The following is a 22,638-nucleotide window of genomic DNA, read 5'->3' on the forward strand; positions in this document are numbered from 1 at the left end:
AGATGATTAATATCGTGGTGGTTTCGCACAGCGCGTTGCTGGCGCGCGGCGTTGAGCAGTTGGCGCGGCAGATGATGCGCGGCGACGGCTGCAAACTAGCGCTGGCGGCGGGTGTGGATGACGAGCAGCACCCGATCGGCACCGACGCGGTCAAAGTGATGGAGGCGATCGAAGCGGTCGCCGACGGCGATGGCGTTCTGGTGCTGATGGATCTGGGCAGCGCGCTGCTCAGTGCCGAAACCGCGCTCGATCTGCTGGACCCGGATCTGGCCGCCAAAGTGCGGCTGTGTGCGGCGCCGCTGGTTGAAGGCACGCTGGCGGCGGTGGTTGCCGCCAACTCCGGCGCCTCACTGGAGCAGGTGGTAGCGGAGGCGCAGGGGGCGCTGCAGGGCAAACAGGCACAGCTGGGCGAGGCTTCACCTACGGCGAAAACCGTGGCCTTGCCGCTGGCGCAGGGCAAAAGCGCAACCTGGACGGTGCAGAATCCGCACGGGTTGCATGCGCGCCCGGCGGCGCGGCTGGTCGAGACGCTGGCGCCGTTCAAGGCCGAGCTGGTGCTGGAAAAGCAGGGGCAGTGCGTCGATCCGCGCAGCCTCAATCAGCTGGCGCTGCTGCAGGTGCGTCACGGCGACACCATCCGTTTGATCGCCGACGGCGCGCAGGCGGACGAGGCGCTGGCGGCGTTCAAAGCGTTGGCGGAGCAGCATTTTGGCGAGACGGTCTCCGAGCGGCAGCAGCCTTCGCTGCACGGTATTCCGGTGGCGGAAAGCGTCACCAGCGGGCCGGTGTTCCAGGCTTACAGCTTCTGGCCACCCACGTCCGAGCGGCGCATCGGCGCGGACGAGGTATTGGGCGAACAGCAACGCCTGCGGGAGGCGCTACAGCATACGCTGAGCGATCTGAACCGGCTGGCGGAACGCACCGGCACGCTGATCGGCAAGCCGCAGGCGGCGATCTTCGGCGCCCACAGCATGCTGCTGGACGATCCGGATCTGCAGCAGGCGGCTTACACCCGCATCGCGCAACAGCTGTGCAGCGCCGAGCAGGCCTGGCGACAGGTGCTGGAGGCGATCGCCGAAGAGTACCGCGAGCTGGATGACGACTACATGCGGGCGCGCGAACTGGACGTGCGCGACATGCTGCGCCGCACGCTGTGCCATCTGCAGGGGCTGCCGCTGCCGGTTATTGCGCTGACAGAACCGTCAATATTGGTGATGGACGAACTGATGCCTTCGGAGGTGGTGATGCTCGACAGGCGGCTGGTGTTCGGCATCTGTCTGAGTGGCGGCAATGCCCTGTCGCACAGCGCCATTCTGGCGAAAGCGATGGGCATTCCGATGGTGGTCGGCATGCAGGATTGCCTGAGCAAAACCCGCAGCGGGCAGAAGGCGATGCTGGACGCCGCGCGCGGGGTATTGCAGCTCAGCCACTAGGCGCGCAGCTTGAACTGGCGGATGTCGATCCCGTGCTGTTTGATCTTCCGCCACAGCGTGGTGCGGCCTATGCCCAGCAGCTGCGCCATTTCCGTCAGCTGGCCGCGGCTGACGGTCGCTGCGCGCAGGATCGCCTGGCGTTCCATGTCTGTCAGCGTCAACAGCGGTGCGCCGGGCTGCGGATCGCTTTCCAGCAGCGACGGCTGGCCGAGCAGGTGCGCCGGCAGATCCGCCAGCTGGATGTGGTGGCCGTGGCAAATCATCGCCGCGCGCTCCACCACTCCTTTCAGCTCCAAATCGTTGCCCGGCCACAGGTAGAGAGCCAGCTGGGCCATCACTTCGTCATCCACCCGAAAGCGACACTGGAAATGCTGCTCCAGCGTGCGCAAATGGTGTTTGACCAGCAGCGGAATATCGCTCAGCCGCTGGCGCAGCGGCGGGATCTGGATCTCGAACGCCTGCAGGCTGTAAAACAGCTGGCGGCGGAAGCGGTTTTGCTGCACCAGCAGCGGCAGATCGGCGGCGCTGCCGGCGATCACCCGCACATCGACCGGGATCACCCGGCTGGAATTGAGGCGGATCACCACGCCGGTTTTCAGCACCTGCAGCAACGCCGACTGCATCTCCGCCGGCAGGTATTCGATCTGTTCGAGGTACAGCGTACCGCCGTTGGCCAATTCGAATTTGCTGAGCTGGCCCGCCTCTTCTTCGCTGGCGTCGCTGCCCAGCAGCTCACGCAGCCCCTGCGCCTGCGGCAGCAGTTGGCAGTTGAGGGCGATATACGGCCCGGCGGCGCGTTCGCCGGCGTTGTGGATGGCCTGGCTGAGTAGCTCTTTGCCGACGCCTTCCTCCCCGCGCAGCAGGATCGGATGCTGGCCTTTGGCCGCCTGCTGGCCGTAACGGATCAGTCGCCGCATCTCCAGCGAGGCGGAGGGCATCTGCTCGAAGCTGTGGCTGACGCGCCCCAGCTGGCTGCTGACATACTGACGCAGCCGTTCGAGCGGGTGCAGCAGGGCGATGAAACTGCAGCGATCGCCGTCGAAAATCGGCTTGAGCGTCAGCAAGGCGGCGATAAATTGCCGCTGGCTTTCGAAGGTGACTTCGACGTGTTGCAGCGGTTGCCGATCGGCGATGGCGCGCTTGAGCAGAGCGGGCAGCGTCAGCAACTGCGCCAGCGGTTTGCCCTGGCTCTGCTGCTCGTCCAGTTTTAGCAGGCCGGCGGCGCGCTGGTTGATGTATTGCAGGTAGCCGCGATGATCCCAGGCCATCACGCCGTCGTCCACGCCATCCAGCAGGCCGTAAAGCTGGTTCAGATGGCGGTTGGATTCCGCCAGCAGGCCGTCGGCGTTCAGCGAATTGCCTATTTCGCGGGCGATGGCCAGCGTCAGCGACAGATCGCCGGCGGCGCTGTCGGCCAGCAGGCAACCCAGGGCGATCGAGCCGCGCTGGCGGCCGCTGTTGTCGTAGACCGGCGTGGCGCAGAACGACCAGCCGTGCAGCGCCCGGCGCACGTGTTCTTCACCGCTCACCCGCACCGGGTGGCCTTCCGCCGCCGCCAGCGCCGGGGCATTGGTGCCGATCTGTCCCTCGGCCCAGTAAGCGCCGGGGGCGAATCCCAGTTGCTGCAGAGTCTCCCAGGTTTGGGCGTCGCCGCAGTGCCACAGCATGCAGCCGCTCTCGTCGAGGATCATCAGCAGGCAACGCCGCGGCTCCATGTATTCGCAGGCGTCTTCCAGCGCCGCCTGGCCGAGCGTCAGCAGATCGTTCTTGCGGCGGCAAATCGATTCGAAGGTCGCGCCCTGCGCGCGGTGCGGCGCTTGCCAGACATCAGGCTGCATCAGGCTGCGGCAACGCAGCCAGGAGGCATACACCGCCGGCGTTGGGCGCAGCGGCGGCGGCAGTTCGCCGTCGTTAATCAGACGCTGCCAGCGTGAATCGTTGTCCATCGAACCTCATCCAACTGCGAAAACGAGAGTGACGATGATATCACCTGGCGCAGCGGCGGCTGTGAGGCGGCGGGCAGAAGTGGCGAAATCGAGGCAAAAAAAACGGGGCGCGGCGCAGGCCGAACCCCGTGTTTATCCGCGTGCGCGCATCAGTTGCGGAATGGGTTGCCGCTGTGGCGAGCCGGTTGGCTGGTGGTAACGGCCGGCGCGGATGCGCGAGTGGCCGCCGGTACCGGCGCCGCGGTCTGTTGCATCGGCGCATTGTCCTGATAGCCGTCTGCATAGGCGTCCTGCGCGCGGTTTTGCGGTGCGACGGCGTCAGGCGCGGTCGATACCGGTTTGCCCAACGCGCCGTTCAACAGCAGCAGATCGTTCTGGTTCAGCGTGCCGAGCGCCGACTTGATGTTCAGCTGGTTGATCAGATAGGTATAACGCGCGTCGGACAGCTGACGTTTGGCGTTATACAGCGTGGTGGTGGCGTCCAGCACGTCGACGATGGTGCGGGTACCGACCTGATAACCGGCTTCCATCGCGTCCAGGGAGCTTTGCGCGGAGATCACCGCCTGTTTGTAGGCGTTGATGCTGCTGATCGAAGCGTTAACGTTGTTGAACGACGAACGAACGGTCTGCACCACGCTGCGGTGTGAGCTTTCCAACTGCTCGCTGGCGCCGACGAAGCCGTACTGCGCTTGTTTCACCTGCGAATTGGTCGCGCCGCCGCTGTACAGCGGCAGGTTGAAGCTCAGACCGACTTTGTTCTGACCGATATCGGCGTCAGGAGTGGTATTGCGCGAGCCATTGTTCTTGGTATTTGAAATCGCTGTGGACGCGCTGAGATCTATGGTCGGCATATAGCCGGTCTGTGCGGCGCGGATTTGCTCGCGCGCCAGATCCTGGCTCAGGCGGGCGGACAGCAGGCTCAGGTTGCGCGCCTCCGCTTCTTTCAGCAGGTTGTTCACCGCTTCCGGGCGCTGGGTGCTGAAGCGATCGGTGTTCAGCGAGGCAAGCTCAGGGTAGAAGCTGCCGGTGACCTGACGCAGCGTTTCCAGCGCGTTGTCCAGATCGTTGCGGGCGGAGACTTCCGCCGCCAGCACGGTGTCGTAGTTCGAGCGGGCGTTCTGCACGTCGGTGATCGCCACCAGGCCCACGTTGAAGCGCTGGGTGGTTTGATCCAGCGTGCGATACACCGCGTCTTTCTGCGCCTGAGTATAGGACAGCGTATCGATCGCTTTCAGCACGTTGAAGTAAGCGGTCGCCGTGTTGAGAATAAGCTGCTGTTCCGCTGTCTGGAAGGTGACGTCGGAGATGCCGGCGGTCTTTTCCTGCAGCGTCAGCTGGCGCCATTTCGACATGTCGAAGATAGTTTGCGTCAGCGCCAGCGAGCCGCTGGTTGCGTTGCTGTTCTGATCGCGCTGGTCACGATAGCCATTGGTATGGGTATAACCGGCGGTCAGGCCGAGCTGCGGCAGCAACGGGCTGCGCGCTTCATTGATCTTTTCGAATGCGGCGTCGCGGTCAGCTGCACTTTTGCGCAGATCCGGGTTACTTTCCCTGGCCTGTTTGTAGACCTGCAGCAGGTTCTCTGCCTGGCTCATTGCACTGAAGCCGCCCAGGCTCAGTCCGATAAGAAGGGGGAGCAGTTTCTTCATTTGCATTCCTTGTTGTGCAGCAATATTGCTATGTTAGCGCTGACGATAGACGAAATAGTTGCCGATTCTAGCAGAGTCTGAGGTACGCATCAGGTGGCTGAATGTGCCATCTCACGTAACTTTTACCTTTCAGACCGCCCATTTACCTTGGCGTACTGCCCGGGCCGACTGCAGCTGATATTATGGCTGACAATCCGGATTGTTTCCCGCTATTACCTGCGAGCGCACAAACGTGCCGCATCCGGCGGCGAAAAACAGCCTAACATAAAGCCGCGGCGGAGAGTCCCGCTGTTTCTGTCATCAAAACCGTTTATTTTATCGGCATACTCAAGCAGGAGAATTCGCGCATGAACCGTTCGCAGCCATCGCCCGTTACTTTCGATAAAAAAGATGTAGAAATTATTGCACGCGAGACGCTGTACCGTGGTTTTTTTTCACTCAATTTATACCGGTTTCGCCATCGGTTGTTCAATGGCGAAATGAGCCCTGAAATCACGCGTGAAATTTTCGAACGCGGCCATGCGGCGGTGCTGCTGCCCTACGATCCGGTGCGCGACGAGGTTGTGCTGATTGAACAACTGCGCATCGCTGCGGTCGATACCAGTAATTCGCCCTGGCTGCTGGAAATGGTGGCGGGTATGATCGAAACCGGTGAAAGCGTCGAGGACGTGTGCCGCCGCGAAGCGCAGGAGGAGGCCGGCGTGGTGGTCGGGCGCTGCAAACCGGTGCTGAGCTATCTGGCCAGCCCCGGCGGCACCAGCGAACGTTTGTCGATCATGGTCGGCGAAGTGGACGCCGGCACCGCCGAGGGCATCCACGGCCTGGCGGAAGAACATGAAGATATCCGCGTTCATGTGGTCAGCCGCGAACAGGCTTACCGCTGGGTTGAGGAAGGCGCGATCGATAACGCCGCATCAGTGATTGCATTGCAATGGCTGGCGTTGCACCATGAATCGTTGAGAAAAGAGTGGGCCAACTAATGAAACAGCGCTATACCCCTGATTTCCCCGAAATGATGAGATTGTGCGAAACCAACTTCGCGCAATTGCGCCGCTTGCTGCCGCGCAACGACGAAGCGGGCGAAACGGTGACTTATCAGGTGAACGGCGCCGGCTATCGTTTGACCATCGTTGAGTCCACGCGTTACACGTCGCTGGTGGAGATCGAGCAGATCTTTCCGGCGGTCAGCTACTGGAGCCTGCCCGCGATGACGGTGCGGTTGTACCATGACGCCATGGTTGCGGAAGTGTGTTCCAGTCAGCAGATCTACCGCTTTAAAGCGCGTTATGATTATCCTAATAAAAAGTTGCATCAACGCGACGAAAAGCATCAAATTAACCAGTTTCTTGCTGATTGGCTGCGCTACTGTTTGGCGCATGGAGCGATGGCGGTTCCGGTTTGTTAGACAGACTGAAATAACAAAGGACACCATTTGGAAAGCCTGTTTAAACTGCCCGTGGCGAGTGGGGCCGCGGTCAGGATTCTACAAATAACAGATACCCACCTTTTTGCCGGCGAACACGAGACGTTGCTCGGCATCAATACCTATCGCAGCTATCACGCGGTGCTGGACGCCATCCAGGCGCAGCGCCGCGACGTCGATTTGATCGTCGCCACGGGAGATTTGGCGCAGGATCATTCGCAAGAGGCGTACCGCCACTTCGCCGCCGGCATCGCGCAACTGCCTGCCCCCTGCGTGTGGCTGCCGGGCAACCACGATTTTCAACCGGCGATGGTCGACGCATTGGCCGCCGCGGGCATCGCGCCTTCCAAACAGGTGCTGCTGGGCGATAACTGGCAGGTGCTGATGCTGGACAGCCAGGTGTTCGGCGTGCCGCATGGCGAGTTGAGCGAATACCAGCTGGAGTGGATGGAGCGCTGCCTGCAGGCTCACCCCGAGCGCTATACGCTGTTGTTGCTGCACCATCATCCGCTGCCGTCCGGTTGCACCTGGCTCGATCAGCACAGCCTGCGCAACCCGCATATGCTGGGCGCGATCCTGCTGCGTTATCCGAAAGTGAATACCGTGGTGTGCGGGCACATTCACCAGGATCTGGATCTGGAATGGCAGGGGCGGCGCCTGTTGGCGACGCCGTCTACCTGCGTGCAATTCAAGCCGCACTGCACGAACTTCACCATTGACGACGTTTCCCCCGGCTGGCGCTACCTCGATCTGCTGCCGGACGGTCGCGTCGAGACGCAGGTGTTCCGCCTGGAAAACGACGACTTCCGCCCCGATATGGACTCGGATGGATACTGATGCCTTCGACACTGCTCTACCTGCACGGTTTCAACAGCTCGCCGCAGTCGGCCAAGGCGGTGGCCTTCAAGGCCTGGCTGGCCGAACACCATCCCGATATCGAGATGTTGGTGCCGCAGCTGCCGGCCTTTCCGGCGGAGGCCGCCGAGATGCTGGAAAATCTGGTGCTGGAACGCGCCGGGCAAACGCTCGGGCTGGTCGGCTCATCGCTGGGCGGCTATTACGCCACCTGGCTGTCGCAGTGTTTTTCCCTGCCGGCGGTGGTGGTCAACCCGGCGGTCAAGCCGTTTGAGCTGCTGGTCGACTACCTCGGCGCCAACGAGAACCCCTACACCGGCCAGCAATATGTGTTAGAGTCTCGGCACGTTTACGATCTGAAAGTGATGCAGATCGATCCTTTGGAGTCGCCGGATTTAATCTGGCTGCTGCAGCAAACGGGCGATGAAATTCTCGATTACGGCCAGGCAGTGGCGTATTACACCGCGTGTCGGCAAACGGTGGAGTCGGGTGGAAACCACGCCTTCGTCGGTTTCGAGCACTACTTCCCCCAGATTGTGGATTTTTTAGGGCTAAACGCGGTCTGACGGGCCGTTCCGGCACCTCCCTTTAACCACGAAAAAATAATCAACGATGACTCAATCCAGCTATAACGCTGATGCCATTGAAGTACTCAGCGGTCTAGAACCAGTGCGCCGTCGTCCCGGCATGTATACCGACACGACGCGCCCAAACCACCTCGGCCAAGAGGTGATCGATAACAGCGTCGACGAAGCGTTGGCCGGCCACGCCAAGCGCATCGACGTGATCCTGCACGCCGATCAGTCGCTGGAAGTGATCGACGACGGCCGCGGCATGCCGGTGGACATCCACCCGGAAGAGGGCGTGCCGGCGGTTGAGTTGATCCTGTGTCGGCTGCACGCCGGCGGTAAATTCTCGAATAAAAACTACCAGTTCTCCGGCGGCCTGCACGGCGTGGGCATCTCGGTGGTCAACGCCCTGTCGAAGCGGGTGGAAGTCAACGTGCGCCGCGACGGCAACGTTTACAGCATCGCCTTCGAAAACGGCGACAAAGTGCAAGATCTGACGGTGACCGGCACCTGCGGCAAACGCAACACCGGCACCAGCGTGCACTTCTGGCCTGACGAACAGTTCTTCGACAGCCCGCGTTTCTCGGTATCGCGCCTGACTCACCTGCTGAAGGCTAAAGCGGTGCTGTGCCCCGGCGTCGAGATCTATTTCATCGACAAGGTGAACAACACCGAGCAGCGCTGGTGCTACCAGGACGGCCTGACCGACTACCTGATGGAAGCGGTTAACGGCCTGATCACCCTGCCGGAAGCGCCGTTCGTCGGCAACTTCGCCGGTGACACCGAAGCGGTGGACTGGGCGCTGCTGTGGCTGCCGGAAGGCGGCGAGCTGCTGACCGAAAGCTACGTCAACCTGATCCCGACCATGCAGGGCGGCACTCACGTCAACGGCCTGCGTCAGGGGCTGCTGGACGCGATGCGTGAGTTCTGCGAATTCCGCAATATTCTGCCGCGCGGCGTGAAGCTGTCGGCGGAGGATATCTGGGATCGCTGCGCCTACGTGCTGTCGGTGAAGATGCAGGATCCGCAGTTCGCCGGGCAGACCAAAGAGCGTCTCTCCTCGCGTCAGTGCGCGGCCTTCGTTTCCGGCGTGGTGAAAGACGCCTTCAGCCTGTGGCTGAACCAGAACGTTCAGGCGGCGGAACAGCTGGCCGAGCTGGCGATCTCCAGCGCCCAGCGCCGTCTGCGCGCCGCCAAGAAAGTGGTGCGCAAGAAGCTGACCAGCGGGCCGGCGTTGCCGGGCAAGCTGGCGGACTGCACCTCGCAGGATCTGGCCATGACCGAACTGTTCCTGGTGGAAGGGGATTCGGCGGGCGGATCGGCCAAGCAGGCGCGCGATCGTGAATATCAGGCGATCATGCCGCTGAAGGGCAAGATCCTGAATACCTGGGAAGTCTCCTCGGACGAAGTGCTGGCCTCGCAGGAAGTGCACGACATTTCCGTGGCGATCGGTATCGATCCGGACAGCGAAGATCTCAGCCAATTGCGCTACGGCAAAATCTGCATCCTGGCGGATGCGGACTCCGACGGCCTGCATATCGCCACGCTGCTGTGCGCGCTGTTCGTGCGCCACTTCCGTTCGCTGGTGAAAGGCGGCCACGTCTATGTCGCCATGCCGCCGCTGTATCGCATCGATCTCGGTAAAGAAGTGTTCTACGCGCTGGATGAAGAAGAGAAAGCCGGCGTGCTGGAACAGCTGAAGCGCAAGAAGGGCAAGCCGAACGTGCAGCGCTTTAAAGGGCTGGGCGAGATGAACCCGCTGCAGCTGCGCGAAACCACCCTCGATCCGAACACCCGCCGTCTGGTGCAACTGACGGTGGCGGAAGATGACGTCGATCAGACGCTGGCGGTGATGGACATGCTGTTGGCCAAGAAGCGTTCGGAAGATCGCCGCAACTGGCTGCAAGACAAGGGCGACATGGCCGAATTGGCGGTCTGAGCCTGACCCTGGCCCGGCGAAACGCCGGGCCGGCTTTCCCGCAGGGCGTTCATGCGGCGCCCGATAACCTGGGCCGGAATGCATGAAGATCACGCTCGAAGAATTGCTGGCGTTCACCTCGGTGGTCGACAGCGGTTCTATCACCGCCGCCGCCGATCGGCTCGGTCAGACAACATCCGGCATCAGCCGCGCGCTCAGCCGCCTGGAGAATAAGCTCGATACCACCCTGATGCGCCGCACGACGCGTCGTTTGGAGCTGACCGAAGAGGGGCTGAGCTTCCTGAACCATGCGCGTACGATCATCAGCTCGGTGGAAAATGCCGAAGAGCAAATGGCGGTGCGCCGGCAAATGCCCGCCGGGCGGCTGCGGATCAATGCGGCCGCACCTTTTATGGAGCACGTCATCGTGCCGCTGGTGGCGGGATTCAGAGAACGTTATCCGCAAATTTCGCTCGAGCTGAACACCGACAACCTGATTATCGATCTGCTGGAAAAACGCACGGATATTGCCATTCGCATCGGGGCGTTGCGTGATTCGACCATTCATGCGCGCGCGCTGGGAGCCAGCCGGCTGCGCATCCTCGCCAGCCCGGCTTATCTGCAGCAGCACGGCACGCCGCAGAGCGTGGAGGAGTTGCATCGGCATTGTCTGCTCGGTTTTACCCAGCCGGAGTCGCTGAACCAGTGGCCGTTGCGCTATCGCCAGGCGCCGCATTTCGCTATCACGCCGACGATCTCTGCGTCCAGCGGTGAAACGCTGCGGCAATTGGCGCTGCAGGGCGAGGGGATCGTACAGCTGGCAGACTTTATGACCCGTCGCGATCGGGAAGCCGGCAAGTTGGTGACGTTGCTGGAGCAGGAGACGCTGGACGTGCGCCAGCCGATCAACGCGGTGTATTACCGCAATACGCAATTGGCGGCGCGCATCACCTGTTTTCTTGACTACGTCAGCGCGCACATCGACGCGCAGACGTTATAAGGCGGAGCTTACAGGGCGTTTTCCAGGATGTAGATCTCGGTGTCCAGCACGCTGTCCTTGATGGTCTCGCGGTGTTTGAGCATGTGCTCAATGGCCAGGTGTTTTTCCAGATGCGCCATGCTTTCCCATTTCTCCAGCATGAACACCGAATCCGGCGACCGTTTCTGCCAGGGGGCCTGGGTATTGCTGTCGACCATCGGCGTATATTCGCCGCAGCCGTCTTCCGCCAGCACCAGCGGCACCAGTTTTTCAATGGCTTGCAGTACGGTGGCGCGGTGGCCGGGTTTCACTTTGATTTCTGCGATTACGGTGATCATGTCTGCCTCGTTGATGAGAATGTTCTGCGTCAGTTAAGCAAAAATTTTCGCCAAATGCTCGCGATAACGTGCGATGTCCGCTTCGATATCCGGTTGTTTTATCACGTTATTGCAGATAAAGGTCGGCAGCGCTTCCATTCCCAGGAACTGGTTGGCCTTGTGGAAGTGCAGGTAAACGCCGTCGACGCCGACGCCGTGGAAGAACTGATCGGGATCGGTGAAGGCCTCCATCGGGGCGTTCCAGGTCAGGCTCAGCAGGTATTTTTTGCCCTGGATCAGGCCGCCGGAGCCATATTTTTTGCTTTCGTCAGAACGAGAGCGCCCGTCGTTGGCATACAGGCTGCCGTGACCGGCGGTGAACACTTCATCGATGTATTTTTTCAGGATCCAAGGTTCGCCCATCCACCAGCCCGGCATCTGATAGATGATCGCGTCGGCCCACAGGTATTTCTGTACTTCGGCTTCGATGTCATAGCCGTCGTCGACCACGGTGACCTGCACATCGTGCTGCAGATCGCGCAGGAAGCTTTCCGCCACGTCGCTCAGGGTTTGGTTGAGTTCGCCGTTGGAATGGCCGAATTGTTTTTTAGCGTTGATAATCAGGATATTGCTCATCTTTCGCGGCTCCCGTCAGTGTTAAGATATGGCATGCTTCCCGCGGAAAAGGCGGAAACCATCTCGCTGGTGACGAGTGTAATCGTGAGTCAGGCAAGTAAAAATGCGATCCAGCGCACAACAGTGTTGACTGTCAGTCAATAAAGAGGCCGCCAGGTAGCTAAATTTTGCATAAACCGCATCGCGCAATCGGCCGTCGCCGGCGATCCTTGCGCCAACTGTGACAGCTACCCCGCAGATGGGTTACTATCGCGGGCAGAATCGACAAGCGATGCCTTTTGTCGTCCAAGGGATTGCCAAGCCACGGTCTGAGGATAATTGAGTAATGAGTGATCTGACTCATGACGGTGTAGAGCGTTTACCGCTGCACACATTCACTGAAAACGCCTATCTGAACTATTCCATGTACGTCATCATGGATCGGGCGTTGCCGTACATTGGCGACGGTTTGAAGCCGGTACAACGCCGCATCATCTACGCCATGTCTGAGCTGGGGCTGACCAACAGCGCCAAATTCAAGAAATCCGCCCGCACCGTGGGCGACGTGCTGGGTAAGTATCACCCGCATGGCGACAGCGCGTGTTATGAAGCCATGGTGCTGATGGCGCAGCCGTTCTCGTATCGCTATCCGCTGGTGGACGGTCAGGGGAACTGGGGTGCGCCGGACGATCCCAAGTCGTTCGCGGCGATGCGTTATACCGAATCGCGCCTGTCCAAATACGCCGAGGTCTTGCTGGCCGAACTGGGCCAGGGCACGGTCGACTGGATCCCGAACTTTGACGGCACGCTGCAAGAGCCGAAGATGCTGCCGGCGCGTCTGCCGAACATCCTGCTGAACGGCACCACCGGCATCGCGGTCGGCATGGCGACCGACATTCCGCCGCACAACGTGCGCGAGGTCGCCGCTGCGGCGGTGGCGCTGCTCGACAAGCCGGGCGCCTCGCTCGATGACCTGCTCGAGTTCGTGCAGGGGCCGGACTTCCCGACCGAAGCCGAGATCATCACCCCGCGCGATGAAATTCGCAAAATTTACCAGAGCGGCCGCGGCTCGGTGCGCATGCGCGCCGTGTGGAAGAAAGAGGACGGCAGCGCGGTGATTACCGCCTTGCCGCATCAGGTCTCCGGCGCCAAGGTGCTGGAGCAGATCGCCAGCCAGATGCGCGCCAAGAAGCTGCCGATGGTCGAGGATCTGCGTGATGAATCCGACCACGAAAACCCGACGCGTCTGGTGATCGTGCCGCGTTCCAACCGCATCGATCTGGAGCAGGTGATGAATCACCTGTTCGCCACCACCGATCTGGAACGCAGCTACCGCATCAACATGAACATGATCGGTCTGGACAACCGCCCGCAGGTGAAAGGGCTGGTGGAGATCCTCACCGAATGGCTGGCCTATCGTCGCGATACGGTGCGCCGCCGCCTGAACTACCGCCTCGAGAAGGTGCTCAAGCGTTTGCATATCCTCGAAGGTTTGCTGGTGGCGTTCCTCAATATCGACGAGGTGATCCACATCATCCGCAGCGAGGATGAGCCGAAGCCGGTGCTGATGCAGCGTTTCGGCATCTCCGATACCCAGGCGGAAGCGATCCTCGAGCTGAAACTGCGTCACCTGGCCAAGCTGGAAGAGGTCAAGATCCGCGGTGAGCAGGACGAGCTGGCGAAAGAGCGCGATCAACTTCAGGCGCTGCTGGCGTCCGAGCGCAAGCTGAATACGCTGATTAAGAAAGAGATCCAGGCCGACGCGCAAACCTACGGCGACGATCGCCGTTCGCCGCTGACCGAGCGTGCGGAAGCCAAGGCGATGAGCGAACACGATTTCGTGCCGTCCGAGCCGGTGACCATCGTGCTGTCGGAAATGGGCTGGGTGCGCAGCGCCAAGGGCCACGACATCGATCCGGCAGGGTTGAGCTACAAGGCCGGCGACAGCTTCCGCGGCGCGGCGCGCGGCAAGAGCAACCAGCCGGTGGTGTTCATCGATTCTACCGGGCGCAGCTATGCGCTCGATCCGATGACGTTGCCTTCGGCGCGCGGGCAGGGCGAACCGTTGACCGGCAAGCTGACGCCGCCGCCGGGCGCCACCATTGAGCAGGTGCTGATGGCGGCCGACGATCAAAAACTGCTGATGGCTTCCGACGCCGGTTACGGTTTCGTTTGTACCTTCAACGATCTGGTGGCGCGCAACCGCGCCGGCAAGGTGATGATCACGCTGCCGGACAACGCCAGAGCGCTGCCGCCGATGGAGATCCACGGCGCAGACGATATGCTGCTGTCGATCACCGCCGCCGGGCGCATGCTGATGTTCCCGGTCGCCGATCTGCCGCAGCTGTCGAAGGGTAAGGGCAACAAGATCGTCTCCATTCCGGCGGCGCAGGCCGCAGCCGGTGAAGACAAGCTGGCCTGGCTGTTCGTGCTGCCGCCGCAGGCCTCCGTCACGCTGCATGTCGGCAAACGCAAGCTGACGCTGCGTCCGGAAGATCTGCAGAAGTTCCGTGCGGAGCGCGGCCGTAAGGGCACCCAGCTGCCGCGCGGCCTGCAGCGCATCGATCGCGTGGAAGTGGATGCGCCGGTGCGGGCGTCGGGTGGCGACAGCGAAGAGTAAGCGTTGGCGCCGGCGTTAACGGGCGGTCGCAGCGAGCTGTGGCCGCCTTATTTATTTTTGCTGGCGTTTATTTTCCAAATAGTTAACATTTCTGCGCATAAAATTATTGTGCGTACTGCCGCCTGGCAGGAAAATAGCGAGAAATGCAGGCGACATCGGCGTGCTTACCGCCTGGCCGGCAAATAATGAGTAAAGGAATCTGCGCAGCGAAGTAAACTGCGTTGGCAGTGTGCTAATGAGGTTGTTATGTTATTGATTTTGCGTGCCGTTCTCGCCACTCTTTTCTGTATTCTGGTGTGTATTTTCGGTTCTGTTTATTGCTTGTTCAGCCCGCGCAACCCTCGCCATGTGGCGACCTTCGGCCATCTTTTCGGCCGCCTGTCGACGCTGTTCGGCATCAAGGTTGAAACCCGCGTGCCGGCCGATGCGGCCAACAATGGCAACTGCATCTATATCGCCAACCACCAAAATAACTACGACATGGTGACGGCCTCCAATATCGTGCAGCCGCGCACCGTGACCGTCGGTAAAAAAAGTCTGGTGTGGATCCCGTTTTTCGGCCCGCTGTATTGGCTGACCGGTAATCTGCTGATAGATCGTGATAATCGCGCCAAGGCGCACGGCACCATCGCCCAGGTGGCGGAGCAGTTCAAAAAGAAAGACATTTCGATCTGGATGTTCCCGGAAGGGACCCGCAGCCGCGGTCGTGGGCTGATGCCGTTTAAAACCGGCGCGTTCCACGCGGCTATCGCCGCCGGCGTGCCGATTGTGCCGATCTGCGTATCGACCACCAGCGGTAATATAAATCTTAATCGCTGGAATAACGGTCATGTGATCGTCGAGATGTTGGCGCCGGTGGATACCAGCAAATACGGCAAAGAAAACGTGCGTGAGCTGGCGGCCCATTGCCGCGAGCTGATGGAGGCGAAAATCGCCGAATTGGACGCCGAAGTCGCCCAGCGCAACGCCGCCAAAAAATAAGAGTCTACCGGCTTCAAAGAATAGGATTTTAATTGGCGTTCAGCGCCGTTAACGCCTGAACGCCTGCTAATCTTGATTGGCGGGCGTTTGGGTTTTGCACACGGTTTAGTTATTGCTTTTCATGGAGAAAATATGTCACTCAGTCGACGTCAGTTTTTACAGGCATCGGGCCTGGCGCTGTGCGCGGGCGCCGTGCCGCTGAGGGCTGAGGCGAGCGGAACGCAGACCCCGTTACCCATTCCCCCGCTGCTGGAGTCTCGCCGCGGTCAGCCGCTGTTCCTGACCTTGCAGCGCGCCCATTGGGCGTTTATGGATAACCGTAAAGCGGCGGTGTGGGGCATCAACGGCATGTACCTGGGGCCGACGGTGCGGGTTTACAGCGGTGACGACGTCAAACTGATCTACAGCAACCGCCTGCAGGAGCCGGTAGCGATGACCGTCAGCGGTCTGCAGGTGCCTGGCACGCTGATGGGCGGCGCGCCGCGCATGATGTCGCCTAACGTCGACTGGTCGCCGGTGCTGCCCATTCGTCAGGCGGCGGCCACCTGCTGGTACCACGCCAACACGCCGAACCGTATGGCGCCGCACGTTTACAACGGGCTGGCCGGGCTGTGGTTGGTGGAAGATGCCGTCAGCAAAGCGCTGCCGCTGCCCAACCACTACGGCGTCGACGATTTCCCGCTGATCATTCAGGACAAACGCTTCGATAACTTCGGCACACCGCAATACGATGCACCGTCGCAGGGCGGTTTTGTCGGCGATACGCTGTTGGTCAACGGCGTGCAAAACCCGTATGTCGACGTGTCGCGCGGCTGGGTGCGTCTGCGCCTGCTTAACGCCTCCAACGCGCGTCGCTATACCCTGCAGCTCAGCGACGGGCGGCCGTTCAACGTGATTGCCAGCGATCAGGGCTTCCTGCCTGCGCCGGTCGCGGTGCAGCAGCTGTCGTTGGCGCCTGGCGAACGCCGGGAAGTGCTGATCGACATGTCGAAGGGCGAGGAGGTGACCATCACCGCCGGTGAAGCGGCGGGCATCATGGATCGCCTGCGCGGCCTGTTCGAGCCGTCGAGCATTCTGGTGTCCACCCAGGTGCTGACGCTGCGCCCGACCGGCCTGCTGCCACTGGTGACCGACAACCTGCCGATGCGCCTGCTGGCGGATCAGCTGTTGGACGGCAGCGCCAGCCGCACCCGCGATTTCCGCCTGGGCGACGGCGGCGTCGGCATCAACGGCGCGATTTGGGACATGAACCGCATCGACGTACAGGCGCAGCAAGGCACCTGGGAACGCTGGAACATTCACGCGGATACGCCGCAGGCGTTCCATATTCAGGGCGTGCAGTTCCTGATCAAACGCGTCAACGGCGCGCAGCCGATGGCGGAAGATCGCGGCTGGAAGGACACCGTCTGGGTCGATGGCGACGTCGAGCTGCTGGTGTATTTCAACCAACCTACCTCCGAACACTTCCCGTTCCTGTATTACAGCCAGACGCTGGAGATGGCCGATCGCGGCACCGCCGGCCAGCTGATGGTGCAGCCGACGATGTAATCTGCGCTGTGGGCCGCTTACGGCGCCCGCAGCATTTCCAGGAAGGCCTGCACCACCGGCGTGACGCTGTCGGCGCGATACACCGCGTATAAATCCGCCGGCGGCGCCTGTTGCAGCGAGCAAAAGCGTACGCCGGGCCACGGGATGCGGCCGTAGCTGTCCGGCAGCAGCGTGATGCCGCAGCCTTCCGCCACCAGCGCCAGCAGGGTCTGCGGTTCGTTGACCTGATAAGCGACGTCCGGCAAAAATCCCTGCTGCAGACACAGATTGTGCAGATACAGCCCCAGGCTGGCCTCATGCGGCGGCAGCACGATGAAGCTGTCGTTCTGCAGCGCCGCCAGCGGGATGTTTTCCTGCCGCGCCAGCGGATGATCGAGCGGCAGCACCACGGCGATGCTCTCGCTTGCCAACCGTTGGCAGGTTAACCCCGGCAGCGTCTGCTGCTGCGCCTCTCGCCAGACCCCGATGTCGATATGCCGCTTTTGCAGCGCGGCGATTTGCTGGCTGGGCGTCAGCTCGTTCAACGACCAGGTGACGCCGGCGCTCCGCTCGCTGAACCGCCGCAGCGCCGCGATCAGGCCGCCCCAGGCCGAGGTGCCGACCATGCCGACCACCATGTGGCCGCCTTCGCCACGCCCCATCTGTTGCACCTGATGCAACGCGCTGTCGGCCTGATCCAGCAGCCGCTCGACGTTGCGCAGCAGCGTGCGCCCGGCCGGCGTCAGCGTCATGGAGCGGGTGGTGCGTTTGAATAGCACGACGCCAAGCTGACTCTCCAGCTCTTTGATGTGTTTGCTGAGCGGCGGCTGTGACATATTCAGCCGCCGCGCCGCCTGGGTGAAGTTCATCTCTTCCGCCACCACGCGGAAATAGTGCAGCAGGCGGAAGTTAATCCGGCCGGGATCGGGCAGGGCTTGGGGCGGGTTCATCCGGGGTATCGCCTCCTTGTGACGCAGCTCAACTTATAGGTAAATGGAATAAATCGGCCGCCAAGAATGTATTGGTCTCGGCCGCGCCTCGCTCTCTACTATGGGGCTTATTATCCCCCGCTGAAAGAGAGAATACGATGTTTAATCAAGAAGATGCTTTTACCTGCGCCGATGTCGTCCGCGCACGCCTGCCGGGTTTCCAGCCGAAAGCGGCCTTGATTCTCGGCTCCGGGCTCGGCGCCCTGGCGGAGGTGATGACCGAAACCGTCACCCTCGATTACGCGGAGCTGCCGGGCTTCCCGGTGAGCGGCGTCGCCGGCCACGCCGGGCAACTGGTCGCCGGCAAGCTGGAGGGCGTGCCGGTATTGTGCATGAAAGGGCGCGGTCATTTCTATGAAGGGCGTGGCATGCAGGTGATGACCACCGCAGTGCGCACCTTCAAACTGCTGGGTTGCGAATTCCTGCTGGCGACCAATGCCGCCGGTTCGCTGCGCCGTTCGGTGGCGCCGGGCAGCCTGGTGGCCATTACCGATCACATCAATTTCATGCCGGAATCACCGCTGGTCGGCGCCAACGACGATCGCTTCGGGCCGCGCTTCTTCAGCCTGGCGAACGCCTACGATCGCGATCTGCGCGCCCGGCTGGCGGCGGTGGCCGAAAGCGCGGGCATCCCGCTGGCGGAAGGGGTATTCGCCGCCTACACCGGGCCGAACTTCGAAACGCCGGCGGAGATCCGCATGATGCAGACCCTGGGCTGCGACGTGGTGGGCATGTCGATCGTGCCGGAAGTCCTGACGGCGCGCCACTGTGGCCTCAAGGTGCTGGTGGTGTCCGCGATGACCAACTACGCCGAAGGGCTGTCGGATACGCCTCTTTCTCACGAACAAACGCTCAGCTGCGCGGCGCTGGCGGCGGACGATTTCATGCGCCTGATCCGCGAGCTGTTCAAAACGCTGTGACACCGTAAGCAAACCGGCGGCGGGCTGCAGGGGCCCGCCGCACCAATCATCGTTGAAAGCATAATAACAAGGTGATGGCGATGGCGATAAAAACACGATTAAAAGTCATGATTTTCCTGCAGTTCTTTATCTGGGGCGCCTGGCTGGTGACGCTGGGCTCCTACATGATCAACACGCTGCATTTCAGCGGCATGCAGGTGGGGATGGTTTACAGCGCCAAAGGCATCGCCGCGCTGATCATGCCGGGCCTGGCGGGCATCATCGCCGACCGGTGGATGAAGGCCAACTATCTGTATGCGCTTTGCCACCTGCTCGGGGCGCTGGCGCTGTACTGCGCAGCGCAGGTCGAGCAACCGATGCTGATGTTCTGGGTGATGCTGTTCAATGCCATGGTTTATATGCCGACCATCGCGCTCTCCAACGCCATTTCCTATTTTTGCCTGGAGAAACACGGCTTTGACACGGTGAGGGACTTTCCGCCGGTGCGGGTGTACGGCACCGTGGGGTTCATTCTGGCGATGTGGTTGGTCGGTTTCAGCCGCATCGAGCTCAGCAACCTGCAGCTGTATCTGGCTTCTGCGGCGTCGCTGCTGCTGTCCGCCTATTCGCTGACGCTGCCGCGCTGCCCGACCAACCGCGCGGCCGAGTCGAAGAGCTGGGTGAGCGTGTTGGGGCTGGATGCGCTGGTGTTGTTCCGCCAGCGGCGCATGGCGCTGTTTTTCCTGTTCGCCATGTTGCTTGGCGCTGCGCTGCAGATAACCAATACCTTCGGCAACCCGTTCCTGCACGATCTGTCGCTCAATCCGCTGTATCAGGACAGCCTCAGCGTCCGGTATCCGGCGGTGCTGCTGTCGCTGTCGCAGATCTCTGAAGTGTTCTTTATCCTCACCATACCCTTCTTCCTGCGCCGTTACGGCATCAAGCAGGTGATGCTGATCAGCATGGCGGCCTGGACGCTGCGCTTTCTATTCCTGGCGTACGGCACGCCGGTCGGCTTTGGTTTCGTGCTGCTGTTGCTGTCGATGATTGTCTACGGCTGTGCGTTCGACTTCTTTAATATCTCCGGCGCCATCTTCGTCGAGAAGGAGGCCGATCACCGCATCCGCGCCAGCGCGCAGGGGCTGTTCATGACCATGGTAAACGGTTTGGGCGCCTATCTGGGGGCGCTCGCCAGCGGTGAGGTGGTGGACTTCTTCAGCCATGACGGCGTGAAAGACTGGCAGAGCATCTGGCTGGTGTTTGCGCTGTATACGCTGGTGCTGGGGATTGTGTTCGCGTTGAGCTTCAACTATCGCCACCTGCCGCAGGAGAACGCGGCGGCGGCGCAGTGAGGCAGAGGGCGCGGCTTTGCTGCGCCCTGAAACGTCAGGCCTGCGGGAAGCGCTGCTGCAGCTGCTGCTGGTCCGGCGGATTGGCGGCCCCGAGGCTGGCCACCACGCAAGCGGCGACCCGGTTGGCCAGATCGACCGCCTGCGGCAGCGGCCAGCCGGCGGACAGGCCCGCCAGCAAACCGGCGCAGTGGGCATCGCCCGCGCCGATGGTGTCAACGACCTCTACCGGATAGGCCGGAACGTGCAGCGGCGGCGTACGGCCGTCGCAGATCCATGCGCCGTCGCGATCCAGGCGGCAAATCAGCGTCAGATTACGCGCGGCGGCATAGCGCTGTGCGGCCTCCACGGCGTCGCCGGCGCCGCACAGCGTGGCCACTTCGTCGCGGTTAAGCGTCAGCAGGGTGTGGCTGTCGCTGAGCATGGCGAAGAAATCTTCGCTGAGCTGGGCGATGCGCGGGCCGGGATCGATCAGGCGCGGTTGGTCGAACGGCATGCGCGTCAGCCACTCGCGCAGCGCTTCGCCGTTTTCGCCCGCCAGCTCGTAGCCGCTGGCGTAGATCAGCGTGTGTTCCGTCAGCGGCAGGGTCGCCAGCTGCGCTTTATTCCATTGGCTTTCGCAACCGGAAACCGTGATAAAGGTGCGTTCGCCGTCCGGTTCCACCAGCGCCAGGCACCAGCCGTTGTCCATCTGGCCGTGGCGCAACAGCACCTCCAGCCCCAGTTCGCCCATGGCGGCTTCGATCGCCGCGCCCCATTCGCCGTTGCCGACCGGCATACCGTTGATCACCGGCACTTCAAGGCGCGTCAGCGCGCGCGCTACGTTGAACGCGCAGCCGCCGATTTGCCGCGCCTGCGGCTGGGCTTCGATATCTTCGCCGCTGGTCGGCAGGCGGGGCAGCGTCATCACCAGATCGCCGACCGCGCCCCCCATCACCAGGACAGGTGTTACAGCTTCCCACTCATTCATTGATGTTCTCTGCGTTGGGTCAGGTACAGACCGTAAGCGATCAGACTAACCGCAAACGACACAAACAGCCCCAGGCTGGAGTCGGCGAACAAGCCTTTGGCCAGCGGGCCGTCGATAAAACCGGTTTTGGTGACCAGCAGGCCGCACAGGGCGCCGAGGAACCAGCAGAACAGCGGGGCTTTGCGCACGCCGCGGTTCTGGCCATGCAGGCCGTACAAAGCGTTGCCATCATACCCGTGGCGGCGGCGCAGGCACAGGTAATCGAGCAGGAAAATCGCCTCCCAGGCCGCCAGGAACACCCCGCAGAACACCAGGAAGGAGATGAACGGCCCCATGAAATCCCCGGAGATGAACAGGACATACAGGGCGATGCCCAGCACCACTACGGCGTCGATCGATACCGCCAGCCACTGTTTGACCTGCACGCCGATGGTCAGCAGGTTAAGGCTGGCGGAATACAGGCTGAGCACCGCGATGGTGACGATGCCGGCGGTGGCGGCCAGCAGATAAGGGATGGCCATCCAGGCGGGCAGCACGGAGCCTATCAGCGCGATGGGGTTGGCGGCGCTGGCCAGATCGGGGAGCTGCACGGAAAGCAGAATACCGGCCAGCATCAGCAGCATTAGCGGCAAACAGGCACCGCCCATCACCGCGGCGAAAATGCCTTTGCTCGACGAGCTCGGGCTTTGATAGCGGCTGTAATCGGCGCCGGCGATTGCCCAGCTGATGCCGGTGCCGGCGGCGATCACCGATACCGCCGGCAGGAAACCGGTCAGCCAGCTGCCGGATGGCAGCGCCAGCACCTGGCTCCACTCGGTATTGAACAGGATATAGAGCACCACGATCAGCGTCATGGTGCCGAAGATGCGGCTGAACCAGCTTTGCATCCAGACCACGGTATTTTGCCCCAGCAGGCTGACGACGACAGTGAGCCCGCCGAACAGCAGCAGGCTGAGCGCGGTCAGCAGGTGGCTGGTTCCCAGTCCGAAGGCTTCGAACAGCGCCGCCAGCGTCAGGGTGCCGGTGATCACGTTGACCGCTTCCCAGCCCATTAGGTTGATCCAACTGAACAGGGTGGGCGCCACGTTGCCCTTCAGCCCGAAAATCACCCGCGAGAGCGTCAGCGTAGAGGTGCGCCCACGCTTGCCGGCGAAGCTGGTGAGGCCGACCAGCACGAAGCTGGCGACGCCGACCAGCGCGGCGAGTACCGATTGCAGAAAGGATAAGCCGAAGCCGACGATGATGGCGCCGTACACCACGCCGAGAATACCGATATTGGCCGCAGACCAGATCCAAAACAGCTCGATGGGCTTACCGGTCTGTTCTGCGTCCGGCACCCGGTCGATACCGGTGCTTTCTACCTTCCATGCTTCATTGCGATTGATATCGGTCATAGCAAATGATCCCTGTTGCGCAGGGCCGCGAGGGCCGCCGCAGTTGACTGAAAATCGATTCCGTTGGCGCGGTTGAGGCCGGCTATCCCGTTGTCGGTGAGGACGCCGATTCCGCGCAGTGTGTAGCGGCTGATGCCGCCGGGTCTGTCAAAATGAGGGCGGTATCCGCCTTATCGGGTGAGGCACGTCGGCCGCACGGCGCCAA

19 protein-coding genes are annotated in these 22,638 nt (G+C 61.7%); 12 read left to right on the top strand and 7 right to left on the bottom strand.

Annotation, left to right across the window (positions count from 1 at the left end; translation table 11 throughout):
- Positions 1-2 precede the first annotated feature (2 nt).
- Positions 3-1,433, top strand: coding sequence for a dihydroxyacetone kinase phosphoryl donor subunit DhaM (gene dhaM / locus ACMGF9_RS02690; RefSeq protein WP_414160527.1), 1,431 nt, complete (start codon positions 3-5; stop codon positions 1,431-1,433).
- Here dhaM and dhaR read toward each other — a convergent pair.
- Both dhaR and hasF read right to left on the bottom strand, forming a co-directional pair.
- A complete protein-coding gene (gene dhaR, locus ACMGF9_RS02695; RefSeq protein WP_265261079.1) occupies positions 1,430-3,379 on the bottom strand; it encodes a dihydroxyacetone kinase operon transcriptional regulator DhaR in 1,950 nt (649 codons plus the stop codon). The genes dhaM and dhaR overlap by 4 nt on opposite strands.
- Before the next feature lie 149 nt (positions 3,380-3,528).
- Entirely contained in the window at positions 3,529-5,028 is a 1,500-nt protein-coding gene (hasF, locus tag ACMGF9_RS02700) for a multidrug efflux transporter outer membrane subunit HasF (RefSeq protein WP_021505067.1), read from the bottom strand.
- A 347-nt stretch (positions 5,029-5,375) separates the two neighbouring features.
- Between hasF and nudF the strand changes: the two genes are divergently transcribed.
- The 6 genes from nudF to ACMGF9_RS02730 all read left to right on the top strand — a co-directional run bounded on the left by nudF (position 5,376) and on the right by ACMGF9_RS02730 (position 10,793).
- Positions 5,376-6,008: an ADP-ribose diphosphatase gene (gene nudF / locus ACMGF9_RS02705; protein ID WP_004937242.1), complete on the top strand. Its 633-nt coding sequence runs from the start codon at positions 5,376-5,378 to the stop codon at positions 6,006-6,008.
- The gene (locus ACMGF9_RS02710; protein WP_004937244.1) at positions 6,008-6,433 is read left to right on the top strand and encodes a DUF1249 family protein; all 426 of its coding nucleotides are present in this window, start codon (positions 6,008-6,010) and stop codon (positions 6,431-6,433) included. The genes nudF and ACMGF9_RS02710 overlap by 1 nt, the downstream gene beginning before the upstream one ends.
- Before the next feature lie 27 nt (positions 6,434-6,460).
- A complete protein-coding gene (gene cpdA / locus ACMGF9_RS02715; protein ID WP_004937250.1) occupies positions 6,461-7,288 on the top strand; it encodes a 3',5'-cyclic-AMP phosphodiesterase in 828 nt (275 codons plus the stop codon).
- Positions 7,288-7,872 (top strand): esterase YqiA, encoded by a 585-nt coding sequence (gene yqiA, locus ACMGF9_RS02720; protein ID WP_015379081.1) that lies wholly within the window; start codon positions 7,288-7,290, stop codon positions 7,870-7,872. Before cpdA ends, yqiA begins: the two co-directional genes overlap by 1 nt.
- A gap of 46 nt (positions 7,873-7,918) precedes the next feature.
- Positions 7,919-9,814, top strand: a complete 1,896-nt coding sequence (gene parE, locus ACMGF9_RS02725) for a DNA topoisomerase IV subunit B (RefSeq protein ID WP_004937254.1) — start codon at positions 7,919-7,921, stop codon at positions 9,812-9,814.
- A gap of 82 nt (positions 9,815-9,896) precedes the next feature.
- Positions 9,897-10,793: a LysR substrate-binding domain-containing protein gene (locus ACMGF9_RS02730; protein ID WP_015379080.1), complete on the top strand. Its 897-nt coding sequence runs from the start codon at positions 9,897-9,899 to the stop codon at positions 10,791-10,793.
- A gap of 8 nt (positions 10,794-10,801) precedes the next feature.
- On the opposite strand, the gene ACMGF9_RS02735 is transcribed toward ACMGF9_RS02730, so the two are convergent.
- Positions 10,802-11,110 (bottom strand): putative quinol monooxygenase, encoded by a 309-nt coding sequence (locus tag ACMGF9_RS02735; RefSeq protein ID WP_004937258.1) that lies wholly within the window; start codon positions 11,108-11,110, stop codon positions 10,802-10,804.
- Between the two features lie 33 nt (positions 11,111-11,143).
- Positions 11,144-11,725, bottom strand: coding sequence for an NAD(P)H-dependent oxidoreductase (locus ACMGF9_RS02740; RefSeq protein ID WP_004937260.1), 582 nt, complete (start codon positions 11,723-11,725; stop codon positions 11,144-11,146).
- A 325-nt stretch (positions 11,726-12,050) separates the two neighbouring features.
- Between ACMGF9_RS02740 and parC the strand changes: the two genes are divergently transcribed.
- The 3 genes from parC (at position 12,051) to ftsP (ending at position 16,853) form a co-directional block, all read left to right on the top strand.
- Positions 12,051-14,324, top strand: a complete 2,274-nt coding sequence (gene parC / locus ACMGF9_RS02745) for a DNA topoisomerase IV subunit A (RefSeq protein ID WP_015379079.1) — start codon at positions 12,051-12,053, stop codon at positions 14,322-14,324.
- 246 nt (positions 14,325-14,570) lie between these two features.
- A complete protein-coding gene (locus tag ACMGF9_RS02750) occupies positions 14,571-15,305 on the top strand; it encodes a 1-acylglycerol-3-phosphate O-acyltransferase (protein ID WP_004937266.1) in 735 nt (244 codons plus the stop codon).
- 132 nt (positions 15,306-15,437) lie between these two features.
- Positions 15,438-16,853, top strand: coding sequence for a cell division protein FtsP (gene ftsP, locus ACMGF9_RS02755; RefSeq protein ID WP_004937270.1), 1,416 nt, complete (start codon positions 15,438-15,440; stop codon positions 16,851-16,853).
- Positions 16,854-16,870: 17 nt separating this feature from the next.
- Here ftsP and ACMGF9_RS02760 read toward each other — a convergent pair whose 3' ends face one another.
- Positions 16,871-17,782, bottom strand: a complete 912-nt coding sequence (locus ACMGF9_RS02760) for a LysR family transcriptional regulator (RefSeq protein WP_075685046.1) — start codon at positions 17,780-17,782, stop codon at positions 16,871-16,873.
- Between the two features lie 137 nt (positions 17,783-17,919).
- Here ACMGF9_RS02760 and xapA point away from each other — a divergent pair, with 137 nt between their 5' ends.
- The gene (gene xapA, locus ACMGF9_RS02765) at positions 17,920-18,741 is read left to right on the top strand and encodes a xanthosine phosphorylase (RefSeq protein WP_004937273.1); all 822 of its coding nucleotides are present in this window, start codon (positions 17,920-17,922) and stop codon (positions 18,739-18,741) included.
- Between the two features lie 80 nt (positions 18,742-18,821).
- A complete protein-coding gene (locus ACMGF9_RS02770) occupies positions 18,822-20,072 on the top strand; it encodes a nucleoside permease (RefSeq protein WP_015379077.1) in 1,251 nt (416 codons plus the stop codon).
- Between the two features lie 34 nt (positions 20,073-20,106).
- Here ACMGF9_RS02770 and ACMGF9_RS02775 read toward each other — a convergent pair whose 3' ends face one another.
- Together ACMGF9_RS02775 and ACMGF9_RS02780 are read right to left on the bottom strand one after the other, a co-directional pair.
- Entirely contained in the window at positions 20,107-21,039 is a 933-nt protein-coding gene (locus ACMGF9_RS02775) for a PfkB family carbohydrate kinase (protein WP_033632069.1), read from the bottom strand.
- Positions 21,036-22,433, bottom strand: a complete 1,398-nt coding sequence (locus tag ACMGF9_RS02780; RefSeq protein WP_004937281.1) for a purine-cytosine permease family protein — start codon at positions 22,431-22,433, stop codon at positions 21,036-21,038. The genes ACMGF9_RS02775 and ACMGF9_RS02780 overlap by 4 nt, the downstream gene beginning before the upstream one ends.
- Positions 22,434-22,638: the final 205 nt, after the last annotated feature.

Origin of the sequence: Serratia sp. BNK-23, assembly GCF_047456145.1 — a bacterium.
Taxonomy (GTDB): Bacteria; Pseudomonadota; Gammaproteobacteria; order Enterobacterales; family Enterobacteriaceae; genus Serratia; species Serratia nematodiphila.

Coding starts and splice junctions, on each gene's coding strand:
- ACMGF9_RS02750 (WP_004937266.1), top strand. CDS start 14,571: ATGTTATTGATTTTGCGTGCCGTTCTCGCCACTCTTTTCTGTATTCTG.
- dhaM (WP_414160527.1), top strand. CDS start 3: ATGATTAATATCGTGGTGGTTTCGCACAGCGCGTTGCTGGCGCGCGGC.
- dhaR (WP_265261079.1), bottom strand. CDS start 3,379: ATGGACAACGATTCACGCTGGCAGCGTCTGATTAACGACGGCGAACTG.
- ACMGF9_RS02780 (WP_004937281.1), bottom strand. CDS start 22,433: ATGACCGATATCAATCGCAATGAAGCATGGAAGGTAGAAAGCACCGGT.
- yqiA (WP_015379081.1), top strand. CDS start 7,288: ATGCCTTCGACACTGCTCTACCTGCACGGTTTCAACAGCTCGCCGCAG.
- ACMGF9_RS02735 (WP_004937258.1), bottom strand. CDS start 11,110: ATGATCACCGTAATCGCAGAAATCAAAGTGAAACCCGGCCACCGCGCC.
- ACMGF9_RS02730 (WP_015379080.1), top strand. CDS start 9,897: ATGAAGATCACGCTCGAAGAATTGCTGGCGTTCACCTCGGTGGTCGAC.
- parC (WP_015379079.1), top strand. CDS start 12,051: ATGAGTGATCTGACTCATGACGGTGTAGAGCGTTTACCGCTGCACACA.
- nudF (WP_004937242.1), top strand. CDS start 5,376: ATGAACCGTTCGCAGCCATCGCCCGTTACTTTCGATAAAAAAGATGTA.
- hasF (WP_021505067.1), bottom strand. CDS start 5,028: ATGAAGAAACTGCTCCCCCTTCTTATCGGACTGAGCCTGGGCGGCTTC.
- ftsP (WP_004937270.1), top strand. CDS start 15,438: ATGTCACTCAGTCGACGTCAGTTTTTACAGGCATCGGGCCTGGCGCTG.
- parE (WP_004937254.1), top strand. CDS start 7,919: ATGACTCAATCCAGCTATAACGCTGATGCCATTGAAGTACTCAGCGGT.
- ACMGF9_RS02770 (WP_015379077.1), top strand. CDS start 18,822: ATGGCGATAAAAACACGATTAAAAGTCATGATTTTCCTGCAGTTCTTT.
- ACMGF9_RS02740 (WP_004937260.1), bottom strand. CDS start 11,725: ATGAGCAATATCCTGATTATCAACGCTAAAAAACAATTCGGCCATTCC.
- ACMGF9_RS02775 (WP_033632069.1), bottom strand. CDS start 21,039: ATGAATGAGTGGGAAGCTGTAACACCTGTCCTGGTGATGGGGGGCGCG.
- xapA (WP_004937273.1), top strand. CDS start 17,920: ATGTTTAATCAAGAAGATGCTTTTACCTGCGCCGATGTCGTCCGCGCA.
- ACMGF9_RS02710 (WP_004937244.1), top strand. CDS start 6,008: ATGAAACAGCGCTATACCCCTGATTTCCCCGAAATGATGAGATTGTGC.
- ACMGF9_RS02760 (WP_075685046.1), bottom strand. CDS start 17,782: ATGAACCCGCCCCAAGCCCTGCCCGATCCCGGCCGGATTAACTTCCGC.